The organism is Paenibacillus glycanilyticus NBRC 16618, from assembly GCF_004000805.1.
GTDB lineage: Bacteria > Bacillota > Bacilli > Paenibacillales > Paenibacillaceae > Pristimantibacillus > Pristimantibacillus glycanilyticus.
The window spans coordinates 25938-41253 of the sequence record NZ_BILY01000020.1; the positions used below are offsets into that span (position 1 = coordinate 25938).

Here is a 15316-nt window from a genome sequence, read left to right on the forward strand (position 1 = left end):
TCTTGCAAGTTAGTCCGCGATTAGCTGCGTTACCTAACTCTAGTATGAGAAGGGAATCCTGCTTCTATTCATCATTGCCAATTGCGTAAGGCTTACGCAATTAGGAAGGAATGCGGCTGGCCTGGTATTGCTCCATCGACATCAAGACCTCCCGCGGTTTGCTGCCCTCGTAAGGGCCAACGATCCCCCGCGCTTCCATCTGGTCCACAAGCCTCGCCGCGCGAGTATAACCAACCCGCATCCGCCGCTGCAGAAGCGACACGGATGCCTGCTTCGCTTCAAGAACGATCTGCACGGCTTGATCGTACAGCTCATCCAGGATTTCCTCCGGATCCGCCGAATCTTCCTCTACTTCAGGCACAAGATCCTCCTTATACTCCGCTTCAGCCTGGCCTCTTGCGTAGTCGACAAGGGCCTCGACCTCCTGGTCGGACAAGAAGGCGCCCTGGACGCGAATCGGCTTCGACATGCCGACCGGCAGATACAGCATATCTCCTCTGCCAAGCAGCTTCTCTGCGCCAACCATATCCAGAATGGTACGGGAGTCGACTTGCGATGATACGCCAAAGGCAATCCTGGACGGAATATTCGCTTTAATAACCCCGGTAATAACGTCTACCGACGGCCGCTGCGTAGCGATAATGAGATGAATACCCGCAGCGCGGGCCATCTGTGCAAGCCTTGCAATGGAATCCTCGACGTCGTTAGAGGCGACCATCATCAAATCCGCAAGCTCGTCGACAATAACGACAATGTAAGGGAGTACGGCTTTGGGATTCTCCGCCATCAGGGCATTATAGCCTTCGATATTTCGCGTGCTTGATTTGGAGAACAGCTCGTAACGCTTCTCCATCTCCACAACAATCTTTTTCAGGGCAAGCGCCGCGCGTCTCGGATCTGTTACAACCGGTGCAAGCAAATGCGGAATGCCGTTATAGACATTTAATTCGACCATCTTGGGGTCAACCATTAGAAACTTTACTTCATCCGGAGCAGCCTTGTACAAAATACTTGTGATGATGCCGTTAATACATACCGATTTCCCCGAACCCGTAGCTCCCGCTACCAGCAGATGGGGCATTCTCGCCAGATTGCCGATTATCGGCTGACCGGAAATATCCCGGCCGAAAGCGATCGACAGCTTGGACGGAGCATTTTGGAAGGTGGCGGTTTCCATGACTTCCCGCATGGTCACCATCGATACTTCCATATTAGGAACTTCGATACCGATAGCCGACTTGCCCGGGATAGGCGCCTCCATCCGTATATCCTTTGCCGCTAAAGCCAAAGCGATATCGTCTGTAAGGCTTACAATTCGGCTGACCTTCACGCCGGAAGCCGGCTGCACCTCATAGCGGGTAACCGCAGGACCGCGTACGACATCAAGCACCTTAGCCTTAACGCCAAAGCTCTCCAATGTGGCTTCCAGCTTGCGCTTCGAATCCATGGCATCCGCTCCGTCTCCGCCTCTTGCCATCAAGCTGGGCTTGGCAAGCAGGGAAAAAGGAGGCAGCAAGTAAGGCTTCTTAATTGGCGCGTCCGATGCCGGTTGATGGATACCCGTTGTTGCGGAATTATCCGTTTCCGCTATATCTTCCTGTACTTCTTGGCCGTCGTATGCTTCGTTCCGGGCAGAAGGTTCGATTTCGTCTTGATCCTCATCTTCGGTATATCGCTCCGAATCCGCATTCAACGCTGCAGCAGGTGCAGGGTACTCCTCTTGTTCATTATCTTCGTCATATGTATCTGCACGCGGAACGATTCTCGTAATAATGGCCGGTTCCTCGTCTTCCTCAAACTCGCTATATGCAGGAGAAGCAGATGTCGGATTCGCACGGACTGGCTGCTCTTCCCAAGGAGGAAGCCCGTCCTCCTGCTCTTTATGACCGGGACCGGAATCATCCTCGCCGTTTCGGTCCCACTTCTCGTCATCATCCCAAGCCTGGGTATTGGCCCAATGCGGCTTCGCTCCGTTATCATGTCCACTGTTGTAATGCTCTTCGTTCATCGACCAATCATCGGCGGCATTCTGCGCTTCCTGCGGATTGTTCTGCTCTTGATGTCTCCAGGAGAAGAACAGGGACTTCTTGCGCCGCGGCGGCAGTGCTGCCGCATAATCATCATCGTCGTCATCGTCGTCAATCGCATCGGATTGCGCGAATACCGGCGGTTTAACGGCTTTGTTCGATTTGGCAACGTTCCGGAGCGCCGCCCCTTTCGACCATTTGGCGGCAAGCAGCTTAAACAGCCGGATACTCTTGTCCCGGCCGATTCGGGCAAGCTCAACATAAGATTTGCCCGTTAACAACATAATCGCTATGGCGTACATGACGCCTGCAATCAGCTTGGAGCCGAAATAGCCAAACAGCGTAAACAGCATCGAATATTCAATAGCCCCAATATAGCCGCCGCTTATCGCCCGCTGGCTGATTGGCCTGTCGTCGGTACCGTCAAATGCCAGCAGCTCGTCCTTCATATCCTGACCCAGCTGGTGAAGAATAGCTCCACCCGTAAGATCGGAAGTCGGAAGCAGCTTGCGGTCGATTTCGGCTATGCTGCTGGATAACGTAAGAGCCAGAACAAACACAAGAAGGCCTGTCCGACGATTGGTCCAACCGCGCGGCCAAGCCCTTTTGACCATGACGACCAGTCCGACGTAGATGCCGACCAGTGCCAATACAAAATAAAACTTGCCCAGGAACAAGCCAAACAGCTTGGACAAGGAGCGTCCGACCGTAGCCTCTCCTGATAAAGCAATAACCGATACCGTAATAAGCAAAATACCGTATACTTCATATTTTAATTGCGTTGTAATCGATTTTTTCTTTCGTCTTTTTTTAGCCAATGTTCCGTCACCTCTGCCTAGCATTATACCATATCCAGGCAAAGGTTCCTATTGGACATAAGAACCTTTGTGCGTATTTTTACGACACGGGAGGTTGTCCGAACATGACGAAACTACCCGGAGCCAGCTCCGGCTTCAAGTAATCATCGAGGCCGCAGTGAATGAGACGCACGATCTTCCCCATTCCCGGGGCTACGGGCAAAACCTGCATAAAGACGCCGTTAACCCATACTTCCTGGGAAGGTTCCTGTTCCCCGTTCAGGCCGTCGAGGACGTTCTCAAGCGGCATAATCGTATAGAGCGTCATTAGTTATACACCCCAGTCTGCGCTGCTGCCGGCTTACGCTCGGCTATCCGGTTGTTAAGCTCCCTGAGCGCATCCCCTAACCCGCCTACGGCGTCAATCAGTCCATACTTTACAGCGTCCGAACCGATAACGGTTGTCCCGATATCTCTGGTCAACTCGCCGGTCTTGAACATCAGCTCTTTGAATTTTTCTTCCGTCACATTGGAGTGCATGGTTACAAACTTCAAGATGCGCTCCTGCATTTTATCCAAATATTCGAACGTTTGAGGCACGCCGATAACAAGCCCGTTCAGACGGATCGGATGAATCGTCATGGTGGCCGTCGCGGCAATAAAAGACATGTTGCCCGCCACCGCAATCGGAACGCCGATGGAATGGCCTCCTCCTAGCACCAGCGTAACCGTCGGCTTGGACAAGGATGAAATCATTTCGGCAATGGCAAGTCCCGCTTCCACATCCCCGCCAACCGTATTGAGAACGATCAGAATACCTTCGATCTTCGGATTTTGCTCCGCGGCGACAAGCTGGGGAATGAGATGCTCATACTTGGTTGTTTTATTTTGCGGCGGCAGGACGATATGGCCTTCCACCTGCCCGATAATCGTCATACAGAAAATATTGGATTCCGATGCCGGGGTAGTCGTCTGCCCTAATTGCTGTATCGTTTCCACGATTGAGTTCTGCTTCTTCTTCTCGCTCTCTGCCGGATCCGGCTGCTGAGGCTGATCTTCATTCATGTAATTCATGTTTGCTCCCCCTCATTAACGTAAACGCTCGTCATAGTATGAGGTGGAATGGCGAATTTATACGGTTTCGCCAGCAAAAAAGAACGTCCCTCGAGGAGCTCACCCCCTCCTTATCGGAACGTTCTTTCAAATGCGATATTATACTTCCATGATTATCGGCAGAATCATTGGCCGTCGTCTCGTCTGTTCATATAAGAAGCGCCCGAGGGCGTCTTTTACGTTCGTTTTGAGTGAAGCCCATTCGTTTACTTTGTCATGCATCAATTTATTGAGCGTTGAAGTAACAATCTTGGTCGCCTCATCCAGAAGCCCCTCTGATTCACGCACATATACAAAGCCTCGGGAGATGATATCCGGACCGGAAACAATCGATCCTCCATCCTGCTTGCTCAAAGTAACAACCACAACAAGTATGCCGTCCTGGGACAGTAGCTTGCGGTCCCTCAGCACAATATTGCCGACATCCCCAACGCCAAGCCCGTCAATCAGTATATTGCCGGCTGGCACCTTGGGTCCTTTACGGGCAAGACCGCCTTGGAACTCAACGGTTTCCCCGTTTTCAACGACAAAAATACGGCTCCGCTCAATCCCTACGGCTTCTCCAAGCTGAGCGTGCTGCCTTAGCATCCGGTACTCCCCATGGATCGGTATAAAATATTTCGGTTTGATTAGGTTGAGCATCAGCTTTAATTCTTCCTGGCTTCCGTGACCCGACACATGAACTCCCGATATGGAACCGGGACCGTAAATGACGTGGGCGCCCAAGCGGAACAGCTCATCGACCGTTCTGCCGACATAACGCTCATTCCCCGGTATTGGCGTAGCGGCAATGATAACGGTATCCCCCGGCAAAATATCAACCTTGCGATGAGTCGACCGCGCCATTCTCGTTAAGGCTGACATTGGCTCGCCTTGACTGCCGGTGCACAGGATTACAACACGATCGGCAGCCAGCTTGTTTACTTCCTCGGGCTCAATGATCATACCGTCCGGGATGTGCAGATAACCAAGATCCGATGCAATCGTAACAACGTTAACCATACTGCGCCCAACAACCGCCACAAACCGCTTAGTTGCGATTGCGGCGTTGATTACCTGTTGAATCCGATGAACGTTTGAAGCAAAGGTGGCCACAACCACGCGTTGAGACGATTTATGAAAAATATCTTCAAGCTCTTCCCCGACGTTTTTCTCCGACGGCGTAAATCCGGGTCTTTCCGCATTCGTGCTGTCCGACAGGAGGGCCAGCACGCCTTTTTTGCCGATCTCCGCCATCCGCTTTAAATCCGCGTATTGCCCATTCACAGGCGTATAGTCAAATTTGAAGTCGCCGGTATGAACGATAGTCCCTTCCGGTGTATCAAGCGCAACGCCTATAGAGTCCGGAATACTATGATTCGTCTTAAAAAAGCTTGCCCGGATCGTCCCGAGCTGCACCTCGGAATCCGCATCGATGACGATCCGCTTCGTCTCGCCAAGAAGACCGGCTTCCTTCAGCTTCCCTTCAATCAGGCCTAATGTCAGCTTAGTTCCGTAAACGGGTACATTTAGCTGCTTCAATACATAGGACAGACCGCCGATATGGTCTTCGTGACCGTGAGTTATCAAAATGGCTTTGACCTTATCCCGATTTTCCGTTAAATAAGAAATATCCGGAATAACAATATCGATCCCCAGCATATCTTCTTCGGGGAACTTAAGTCCCGCATCCACGACAACAATATCGTTCGAATACTGAACGACATACATATTCTTGCCAATCTCGCCAACCCCGCCAAGGGCAAATACGAGCAGCTTCTCCTGCATTTTCTTCGACAAGTGCTTACCTCCTTCGAATGAAGCCATTCTCCGTTCCAGCCAATTGTATGAATTTTCCGTCCATTTCACTTGACCTCATTATACATGATGAAAAAGACGGAAAACAAGGTGAAACAACCGCCTGCTTGTCTATTCTTGAACGCAAATAAGCAGGCCGGAGAACACGCTCCGCCCTGCTTATCGGGGTCAAACTAGAATGAGATTAGACCAGCTTGCTAATAAAAGCCGCCTCGGCTTCGCTGGCTGCCACAAGCGGAAGTCTAACACCGCCTACGGGCATGCCGCGCAGTTCAAGCGCGTATTTGACAGCAACCGGATTAGGAACCGGATGAGGACATTCGAACAAGCCTTTGAACACCGGATAGCATTCCGCGTGCAGCTTGGCTGCCTGCTTCACGTCGCCGCTCAGGTATGCTTCGATAAGCTGCTTCATTTTTGCGCCGATAATGTGGCTGGCCACACTTACGATACCGTAACCGCCGATCGCAAGAGTAGGCAGCGTAGCGCTGTCATCTCCGCTGTATACCCGGAAGTTATCCGGAGCTGCGGCAATAATCTGCGACAATTGATCGGAGGACGCACAATCTTTTGTTGCTACCACGTTATCCAGTTCCGCAAGGCGGAGTGTGGTTTCTACGGAGATATTAATACCTGTACGGCCCGGAACGTTATAGAGCATGACAGGTAATTTGGTAGATTCAGCGATTGCTTTGAAATGTTGATACAAACCTTCTTGATTCGGCTTGTTATAGTACGGAGCAACCAAAAGCACCCCGTCTACACCGGCATCTTCCGCAACCTTTGTCAGATGAATCGAATGCGCCGTATTGTTGCTGCCCGTACCGGCAATAATTTTGCATCGGCCGGCAGCATGCTTTACGGCATAACGGAACAATTCCGCTTTCTCTTCTTCCGTCAATGTTGGGGACTCACCCGTAGTGCCGGATACAACAAGCGTGTCGCTTTGCTGTTCTTCAATTAAATAATCGATCAAGCGACCGGTCGTGTCCCAGTCAATTTGACCGTTTTCATCAAAAGGCGTGACCATTGCAGTAATTAATCTACCAAAATCCATTGTTATGACCTCCTGAAAAGTACTTCACTTCGTTAGCGGATCAAAATACTATATATGAAGTTCAAACTTCGCATGAAGCGCCCTGACGGCCTTCACCATATCCTCAGCCTTCACCAGTACCCAGATCGTTGTATTGGAGTCGGCGGATTGCATGATTGTAATACCTTCCTCGGTTAAGGCTTCCACGATGCGGGCCATAACGCCCGGCACGCCGTTCATACCGCCGCCGATGACTGACACTTTCGCGCAGCCGCGAACAGCTATAGGATCATATCCGCATTCCTGAAGAACCGATACGGCCCTGTCTGCGTCCTGGTCGAATACGGTATACACCGCTCCGCTTGGCGTCACGTTGATAAAATCAACGCTGATATGATGCTTTGCCATCGTCTGGAATACTTGAAGCTGAACGTCGCTTCTTCCCTCGATTGCTTTAACCGTAATCTGCGTTACTCCCGATACATGCGCAATCCCCGTTGCCTGGCGGTCCGTTACCGGGGTGAATGCCGCATCGGAGACGAGAGTCCCTTCTTCCATGGAGAAGGTCGATCTTACCCGCACGGGAATTCTAGCCTGCTGCGCAATTTCCACGGCGCGAGGATGAATGACCTTGGCTCCTTGGCGGGCCATATTGCAGATCTCCGCATAGCTAACAACTTGAAGCGGCTTTGCATTTTCCACGATGCGGGGATCCGCCGTCAATATTCCGTTAACGTCCGTATAAATATCGACCATTTCCGCACGAAGCGCGGCACCAAGCGCCGTCGCCGAAGTGTCGCTTCCGCCTCGGCCCAGCGTCGTCATATCGCCGCTTTCGGTGCTTCCTTGAAAACCGGTTACAATTACGACCTTCGAATCCCGCAATTGCTGCAATATCCTTTCGGGACGCAGCTCTTTAATCCGGGCATGGCCGTATTGATCATCCGTAATAATTCCTGCTTGACCGCCGTTTAAAACGACGGATGGTATACCTTCAGAGCAAAGCAAGCTGCATAACGCCGCGGCCGAAATAATCTCTCCGCAGCCCAGCAGCATATCCCGCTCCCGCGCCGGCAGCTTGTCGCCGTTGTTGCGGATGAGCTGAAGCAAAGTATCCGTGGCGTACGGATCCCCTGATCGTCCCATCGCCGAGACAACGACTACTACGCTATAGCCATTTGCGAGCTCTCTTGCAATATGTTGAAGACAATAGCTTCTAGCATGATCGGTCGAAAGTGAAGTGCCCCCGAATTTTTGTACCAGGATGCGCATTGCTGTCTTTCCTCCGTAACCGATACAAAGATGCCTGAACGGATAAAACTAACCGAAGGCAGACATCTTCCCGATCGTAGTTGTTTTTGTGGCACTAGTCGAACCATTTCAATTTGAACGAATGAAGGCAAAACAAGCGGCGTAATCGAATCCAAGCTTGCCGGCTGAATCGCCAGCATCCCGAATACGTCGCCGCCTGCTTGTAATAGATGATACACCTATAAGAGCATTTTAATAGTTAAACCGCTCAATCAGTAACGGCTGCAGTTGTTTCCCCTGCAAAGCTGCTTCGCATGCTTCCAAAGCCAGATCCATTCTCGCGACAAGCGAGTTTGGCTTTTGTACCGGGTTATCCTGGCCAAACGGTACGAAATAAATATTTTTAGCCACTAACAGCTTTGCGATATTAGCAGCGTTTAACCCGAGACCATCATTTGTCGAGATTGCGAGCACCAGAGGCCTTAAATTGCGCATTTGAGCCTTCGCCGCCATGAGCACGGCACTATCGGTAATCGCGTTAGCGAGTCTGCTGGTTGTGCTGCCCGTGCATGGCGCGATCAGAAGCACATCGAAAAGCTTCGCCGGACCAAGCGGTTCAGCCTGCACAATCGTCGAAATAATTTCGTTGCCGGTTATCGCCTTCAGCTGCGTCTGCCATTCCTCAGACGATCCGAATCGCGTGTCTGTTGTCATAATGGTCTGCGATACGATCGGCACCACATTTGCGCCAGCATCCACAAACCGTTTAATTTGAGGCATTATTTCAGCCAAAGTACAGTGCGAGCCAGACAGCGCATACCCGACTGTTTTCCCTGTCCAATCCATTACCCATTCCCCCGCTTTATCGAATCGTCCGTAATCAACTGAGTCAAGCAATCCGCTATGATTCGTCCAGCTGTTTTAGGTGCGACGATACCGGGAAGTCCGGGCGCGAGAATCGCTTTAATGCCTCTCTTCTCCGCGAAGCGGAAATCAGTTCCGCCAGGCTTTGAAGCAAGGTCAATAATAACGGTTCTCGAAGGCAAATTTGCTATAATTTGCGCTGTGACTATCATAGTCGGAATTGTATTAAAAAGCAAGTCAATATTACCCGTATTTTGGAGTAGTTGACTTGTGTAAAACGGCGTAAAACCCATCTCGGCGGCCCTTGCGAAATGCTCGCTCCGCCTTACGCCAATCAGCACTTTCGCGCCTAAGCTCTGCAAGGTCCGAGCCATGGTAAACCCGGTTCTGCCAAATCCCAATACCATGCTTGTTGATCCATGTATCGTAATATCCGTATTCTGAATGGCCATCATGATGGCCCCTTCCGCCGTCGGAATGGAGTTGTAGATCGCAACATCATCCCGGTCAAACAGCTCGATAAGACCAATCTGATGCTTCTCGCATAACTCCCTTAGATAAGGCCTAGCCATGCCGGCATACACCTTGCAATGCTTAGGAAGCCTAGCGATATGTCGATCCTCCAACTGCATCTGGCGGTCACTGAATACAGCATGAATAAAGCCGTTGTCGTCCGTGCCTACTGCAGGCAGCAACAGTGCATCAATATCATCAAACAAGCTCTCGTCGAATTCGGCTTGCACTGCGCCGTCCAAGGAAGAATGCAGTCCGTCAAAGCCGGACACCGTTACCGTCGCATCCAGCTCGGTAAACTTGCGAATAACTTCAAGCTGTCTCGCATCGCCTCCTAGCAGCAGTATTTGAACGCCTGTTAGCATGTAGGCTTCACTCCTTTCTGCGCACTAGTTATAGACCATCTTATGCCCTGCGCCCAGAATGGTGAAAGCCAATATTTCGGAACGCAAAAAAGCACCAAAACCTAGGTTAACCTGGTTTTGGTGCTAGTATGGTTCTATTGCGTGCAGACCGGATTTTACACGCCGGTATGTCCGAAGCCGCCTGTTCCGCGGACAGTGTCTGGAAGCTCATCCGCTTCGGCGATCGCAATTTCCGGCAGCTGCTGGATAACCATTTGGGCGATACGCTCGCCGCGGTTGATCGTGAATGGTTCTTGGCCGAGGTTAATGAGCAATACCTTAACTTCACCGCGGTAATCCGCATCAATGGTACCCGGCGAATTCAAGCAGGTAATGCCATGCTTGAATGCGAGTCCGCTTCTGGGACGGACTTGAGCTTCCACTTGCGGCGGCATCGCCATGGCAAGACCAGTCGGTACCAGCTTGCGCTCCCCTGGCGCCAACACGACAGGCTCGGTTACCGCAGCCTGCAGGTCAAAGCCTGCAGCCCATTCCGACATTTTGCTAGGCAGCGCGATATCTTCATTACCCGGCAGCCGTTTAAACAGAATTTGAAACAAAACGATCCCTCCCGATCTGAGCTGCAGCTTTATCGTTTGTTCCAACCATGGCAACGGCAAACGGCACGGACAGCATGCGCTCTGTTACTTCCCGTACATCCTTCATCGTAACGTTGTCGATGCGTTGCAGCATTTCGTCCAGCGTAAAGTGTCTTCCGATCATTAACTCGTTTTTGCCCAGACGGTTCATCCGGCTGCTTGTGCTCTCAAGGCTTAGGATCAAACTGCCTTTCAGCTGCTCTTTCCCGCGATGAAGCTCTTCGTCGCTAAGTCCTTTCACCGAAAGCTCTTCCATCTGCTCTAGGGTCAGATCAAGCACTTCCTTCGTCTGCTTGGGCGCTGTTCCCGCATAGACCGTGAACAATCCGCTGTCTGCATAAGACGTATGATACGAATAGACCGAATAAGCCAAGCCCCGCTTCTCGCGGATTTCCTGGAACAGTCTCGAGCTCATTCCCCCGCCAAGCGCATTATTCAACAAAATCATGGCATAGAGCTGCGGGTCTGAATTAGAACAGCCGGGGAATGTAAGACAGAGATGGTTCTGCTCCGTCTTCTTCTTGTAATAAACGTATTCGCCGTGGAAGGTTGGGGCCGTTACAATGCCACTCTTCCCTTTGTTCTGGAAGCGGCCGAAGTATTGCTCGAGGAGTGCCAGAAGCTTGGTTTCCTCCACGTTGCCGGCAACGCTGATCACCGTATTTTCAATCGTATATGTATCATTCATATAACCGCGCAGCGATTCGGAATTCATGGCTGCTAGGCGTTCTTCCAGACCAAGAATCGAGTATGCAAGCGGATGATCGCCATAGGCTGCACGGGAAGCCTCATCATGAACCTTGTCATCCGGCGTATCTTCGTACATGGAAATTTCTTCAAGGATTACGTTTTTCTCTTTCGCCAGTTCTTCCGCATCCAGCTTGGATTCGAAGAACATATCCGAAAGTGCGTCTACCGCAAGCGGCAGATGCTCATCCAACACCTTCGCGAAATAGCAAGTGTATTCTTTGGACGTAAAAGCATTTACGTTGCCGCCAATCCCGTCAAACAGATCGGCAATGTCTTTTGCTGTGCGGCCGTTGGTGCCTTTAAACAGCATGTGCTCGACAAAATGGGAAACCCCGTTGTTCTCGGGAGTTTCATTCCGGGAACCGGTCTTTACCCAAATGCCGAAGGAAACCGACCGAAATGTCGGCAAATATTCCACAACGACGCGGAGGCCATTGCTGAGCGTATATTTATTCACTTGGTATCCTCCTAAAATGAATTGCCATACAGAGGTTGGTTAACAACCGTATGCGGTGATTCATGCTTCGTAAGCATTAGCTTAATGAATTGCCATACAGAGGTTGATTAACAACCGTATGTGGTGATTCATGCTTCGCAAGCATTAGCTTAATGAATTGCCGCATGATTCATGCTTCGTAAGCATGAGCCGAAGATGAATGATTTCACTATAACAAATTTAGGGAATCTACTCAACCGCAGAAGGCAGCCGGTTTGGCGACAGCGTTTCGCTCACCGTACCCAGCGCGTATCCTTGACGCTTCGCTTCCCGTATCATGCCTGTCAGCGCATCTCTAGAAGAGGCGGTCGGATGCATAAGAATCAATGCTCCGGGCTCCAGCTTGGAGGAAATTTTCTGAATGATCCAATCCGGGGACGGCTTGCGCCAATCCACCGTATCAATCGTCCACATAACCGTCATTAAACCTTGTTCGCTGGCAACCTGAACGGTGGTCTGGTTGTACGAACCGGAAGGCGGAGCGAACCATTTGTTCTGCGCGCCTAGCGTTCCCTTTATCAAATCCTCGGTACGGGAAATTTGCGTATACTGGGATTGTCTATTTAACGTTTTCATGTCGGGGTGCGAATACGCATGATTCGAAATTTCATGTCCCCGATCCTGAATCTGCTTCGCAACATCCGGATATTTCTTTAGCCAGGAGCCGTCCAGGAAAAAGGTTGCCTTCACGTTTTCTTTTTCGAAGGTGTTCAAAATAGCCGGGAGATATTCGTTCCCCCAAGCGACGTTAACCATGATCGCAATCATTTTCTTGTTCGGATTGCCCTTATAGATCGGCCATGGTCCCAAATCCTTCAAAGAAATTTTCGGAGGAATCTCTTTGTATACATACTGAATAGGCGTCGTTTTACCGCTTGCAAGCGTTTGTTGATACGTTTTTTCGACATCGACTTCCAGCCCGTTATAACCGGGAATCGCTTTCCACACCCGGTCAATCCGCGCATCAATGGGTTCAACATAGCGCTGCTGGGCCTCTGCTTCTATTGTTTCCCGCAGCTTCGCCTTTTCCTCATCGGAAATAGCGGATTCTGTCCCCGTAACAATAGCTTCCTGCCCTTTTACTGCTTGAATATAATCCATGACACCCCCGACATTCAGCCGGATAAAAACAAACAGTACGATAAAGGAAGCGCAAAGCCCGATGATTTTATTCCGCATACGCATCATTCCAGCTCCTACCTATCGATATAGGCCACCTATTATGGCTAATGCAGGCATAGCTTATCCATACGCCTGCGCTTGTCTAATAGGTATGTGGAGCTGGACGAGATTATGCGCATAAAAGGCAAAACAAAAAGAAGACAGTCACGGATCTGTCTCTTTGTTCTGGCAAAACAAAAAGAGACAGATCAAATCTGGCTCTTTGCTGCCTTGCTTATAGAAGCGCAGTAGAATTACTGCGCCGGAACTTGTGGAGTCAGAACAGCTTTGCGGGACAGATTGATACGGCCCTGCTGATCGATTTCCGTAACTTTAACCGTAATTTGGTCGCCAATCGCAACAACGTCTTCTACCTTCGCTACGCGCTCAGTGGACAGCTGCGAGATATGAACGAGACCGTCTTTGTTCGGCAGAATTTCAACAAACGCACCGAATTTCTCAATACGTTTAACTGTTCCGAGATAGACCTCGCCAATAACGACTTCTTTTACGATACCCTCGATGATGGCCTTCGCTTTTTGATTCATCTCTTCGTTCGAAGAAGCGATAAAGACCATACCATCCTGCTCGATATCGATTTTTACGCCGGTTTCTTCAATAATTTTATTGATGATTTTACCGCCGGAGCCGATAACGTCGCGGATCTTATCAGGGTTGATACGAAGGGTAAGGATCTTCGGAGCGTATTGCGACAGGCTCGAACGCGACTCGGACATAACAGCCGTCATTTTACCGAGAATGTGCATACGGCCAATACGGGCTTGTTCCAGTGCCTGCGACAAGATCGCACGGTCGATTCCGTTAATTTTGATATCCATTTGAATAGCTGTAACACCTTGGGCAGTACCTGCAACTTTAAAGTCCATGTCGCCAAGATGATCTTCCATCCCTTGAATATCGGACAGGATCGAGAAGTGGTCTCCGTCTTTGATCAGACCCATTGCAATACCGGCTACCGGGGCTTTAATTGGTACGCCTGCATCCATCATAGCGAGCGTGCTCGCGCAAATACTTGCCTGCGAAGTCGAACCGTTCGATTCGAGAACTTCGGAAACCAGACGGATGGTGTAAGGGAATTCCGTTTCGGATGGAATAACCTTCGAGAGCGCGCGTTCGCCAAGTGCGCCGTGACCAATCTCGCGGCGGCCAGGAGGACGCAGAGGACGGGCTTCGCCCACGCTGAATGGCGGGAAGTTGTAATGATGCATGAAGCGTTTCGTCTCTTCCGGGCTAATGCCGTCCAGGATTTGAACATCGCCAAGCGCACCAAGCGTACAGATACTGAGCGCCTGTGTTTGTCCACGTGTAAACAAGCCGGAGCCATGCGTACGCGGCAGCAGAGCAACATCACACTCAATTGGACGGATCTCTTCGAGAGCGCGGCCGTCAGGACGGACTTTATCATGCGTAATCAATCGGCGTACTTCTTCTTTGACGATGTCATACAGTACTTCCTTCACATCGGCAAGAAGCTCTGGAGTTTCGGCATACACTTCTTCAAAATGAGCAACGGTGTCACCGTTAACAGCGTCAATCGCATCTTGACGTGCATGCTTCTCCGGAATACGGATCGCTTCAACCAGCCTGTCCGAAGCAAAAGCACGAACGGCGGCATTCACTTCAGCGTTAACCGCGTGAAGTTTTACTTCCATTTTTGGTTTGCCCGCAGCGGCTTGCAATTCTTCGATCGTAGCGACGATTTTCTTGATCTCGTCATGCCCGAACATAATCGCTTCCAGCATCACGTCTTCCGCAACTTCATTACCCTCTGCTTCTACCATCATGATTGCGTCTTTTGTGCCGGCAACCGTCACGAAGATTTCGGTCTCCGCTTCTTGCTCCACCGTCGGGTTAATGATGAATTGACCATTGATTCGACCTACATTTACACCGCCGATTGGACCGTTAAATGGTACGTCGGAAATGCTCAATGCCGCGGAAGTACCAATCATTGCCGCGATTTCCGGCGTGCAGTTCTGGTCTACGCTCATTACGATATTAGCTACTTGTACATCGTTACGGAAGCCTTCCGGAAACAGCGGACGAATCGGACGGTCAGTCAAACGGCTGCTCAGGATCGCTTTCTCGCTAGGACGTCCTTCGCGCTTGATAAATCCGCCAGGGATTTTGCCAACCGCATATAAACGTTCTTCATAGTTAACAGTAAGCGGGAAGAAATCGAGGTCTTTCGGTTCAGCCGAAGCCGTTACCGTACAAAGAACGACGGTATCCCCGTAGCGTACCGTTACTGCTGCATTAGCTTGCTTCGCCAAACGGCCTGTTTCCAGAACAAGCGGTCTGCCGCCTAATAACATCTCTACTCGTTGCAAACGTATTCCCTCCTAAAAAAAGTAATGAAGCCACACTTGCTTCATGAGCAAGCATGTGCTTAAAGTCGTAGTTATGTAACCATTGGTTTTCATTACATTCGTGAACAGGGCTGATATATCCTGCTGAATGTTGTGATATTACAAAAAGCAACCCGAT

12 protein-coding genes are annotated in these 15316 nt (G+C 50.5%); all 12 read right to left on the bottom strand.

The genetic code is table 11. The features are described 5' to 3' along the window. Positions 1–100: 100 nt before the first annotated feature. Positions 101–2845: an FtsK/SpoIIIE family DNA translocase gene (locus tag PGL01S_RS16995; RefSeq protein ID WP_127495777.1), complete on the bottom strand. Its 2745-nt coding sequence runs from the start codon at positions 2843–2845 to the stop codon at positions 101–103. Between the two features lie 79 nt (positions 2846–2924). Then, a complete protein-coding gene (locus tag PGL01S_RS17000) occupies positions 2925–3152 on the bottom strand; it encodes a YlzJ-like family protein (protein ID WP_127495778.1) in 228 nt (75 codons plus the stop codon). Next, positions 3152–3898, bottom strand: a complete 747-nt coding sequence (locus PGL01S_RS17005) for a ClpP family protease (protein WP_127495779.1) — start codon at positions 3896–3898, stop codon at positions 3152–3154. The genes PGL01S_RS17000 and PGL01S_RS17005 overlap by 1 nt, the downstream gene beginning before the upstream one ends. A gap of 138 nt (positions 3899–4036) precedes the next feature. After that, positions 4037–5716, bottom strand: coding sequence for a ribonuclease J (locus PGL01S_RS17010; protein ID WP_127495780.1), 1680 nt, complete (start codon positions 5714–5716; stop codon positions 4037–4039). 202 nt (positions 5717–5918) lie between these two features. After that, a complete protein-coding gene (gene dapA, locus PGL01S_RS17015; protein WP_127495781.1) occupies positions 5919–6791 on the bottom strand; it encodes a 4-hydroxy-tetrahydrodipicolinate synthase in 873 nt (290 codons plus the stop codon). A gap of 48 nt (positions 6792–6839) precedes the next feature. After that, positions 6840–8042: an aspartate kinase gene (gene dapG / locus PGL01S_RS17020; RefSeq protein WP_127495782.1), complete on the bottom strand. Its 1203-nt coding sequence runs from the start codon at positions 8040–8042 to the stop codon at positions 6840–6842. Between the two features lie 231 nt (positions 8043–8273). Continuing rightward, complete coding sequence (locus PGL01S_RS17025) at positions 8274–8867, bottom strand: dipicolinate synthase subunit B (protein WP_127495783.1); 594 nt, start codon at positions 8865–8867, stop codon at positions 8274–8276. After that, positions 8867–9763 (bottom strand): dipicolinate synthase subunit DpsA, encoded by an 897-nt coding sequence (gene dpsA, locus PGL01S_RS17030; protein ID WP_127495784.1) that lies wholly within the window; start codon positions 9761–9763, stop codon positions 8867–8869. The genes PGL01S_RS17025 and dpsA overlap by 1 nt, the downstream gene beginning before the upstream one ends. A gap of 155 nt (positions 9764–9918) precedes the next feature. Next, positions 9919–10362 (bottom strand): dUTP diphosphatase, encoded by a 444-nt coding sequence (gene dut / locus PGL01S_RS17035; RefSeq protein WP_127495785.1) that lies wholly within the window; start codon positions 10360–10362, stop codon positions 9919–9921. Continuing rightward, positions 10343–11608 carry a M16 family metallopeptidase gene (locus PGL01S_RS17040; RefSeq protein ID WP_127495786.1) on the bottom strand — a complete coding sequence of 422 codons (1266 nt, stop codon included), beginning with the start codon at positions 11606–11608 and terminating at the stop codon, positions 10343–10345. The genes dut and PGL01S_RS17040 overlap by 20 nt, the downstream gene beginning before the upstream one ends. 228 nt (positions 11609–11836) lie before the next feature. Then, the gene (locus PGL01S_RS17045) at positions 11837–12835 is read right to left on the bottom strand and encodes a polysaccharide deacetylase family protein (protein ID WP_127495787.1); all 999 of its coding nucleotides are present in this window, start codon (positions 12833–12835) and stop codon (positions 11837–11839) included. 227 nt (positions 12836–13062) lie between these two features. Beyond that, positions 13063–15144, bottom strand: coding sequence for a polyribonucleotide nucleotidyltransferase (gene pnp / locus PGL01S_RS17050; protein WP_127495847.1), 2082 nt, complete (start codon positions 15142–15144; stop codon positions 13063–13065). Positions 15145–15316 lie beyond the last annotated feature (172 nt).

Excerpts from the sequence above, each read along its gene's own strand:
- PGL01S_RS17000 (WP_127495778.1), bottom strand. The coding sequence starts at position 3,152 with ATGACGCTCTATACGATTATGCCGCTTGAGAACGTCCTCGACGGCCTG.
- PGL01S_RS17005 (WP_127495779.1), bottom strand. The coding sequence starts at position 3,898 with ATGAATTACATGAATGAAGATCAGCCTCAGCAGCCGGATCCGGCAGAG.
- dapA (WP_127495781.1), bottom strand. The coding sequence starts at position 6,791 with ATGGATTTTGGTAGATTAATTACTGCAATGGTCACGCCTTTTGATGAA.
- dapG (WP_127495782.1), bottom strand. The coding sequence starts at position 8,042 with ATGCGCATCCTGGTACAAAAATTCGGGGGCACTTCACTTTCGACCGAT.
- PGL01S_RS17025 (WP_127495783.1), bottom strand. The coding sequence starts at position 8,867 with ATGGATTGGACAGGGAAAACAGTCGGGTATGCGCTGTCTGGCTCGCAC.
- dpsA (WP_127495784.1), bottom strand. The coding sequence starts at position 9,763 with ATGCTAACAGGCGTTCAAATACTGCTGCTAGGAGGCGATGCGAGACAG.
- PGL01S_RS17045 (WP_127495787.1), bottom strand. The coding sequence starts at position 12,835 with ATGATGCGTATGCGGAATAAAATCATCGGGCTTTGCGCTTCCTTTATC.
- pnp (WP_127495847.1), bottom strand. The coding sequence starts at position 15,144 with ATGTTATTAGGCGGCAGACCGCTTGTTCTGGAAACAGGCCGTTTGGCG.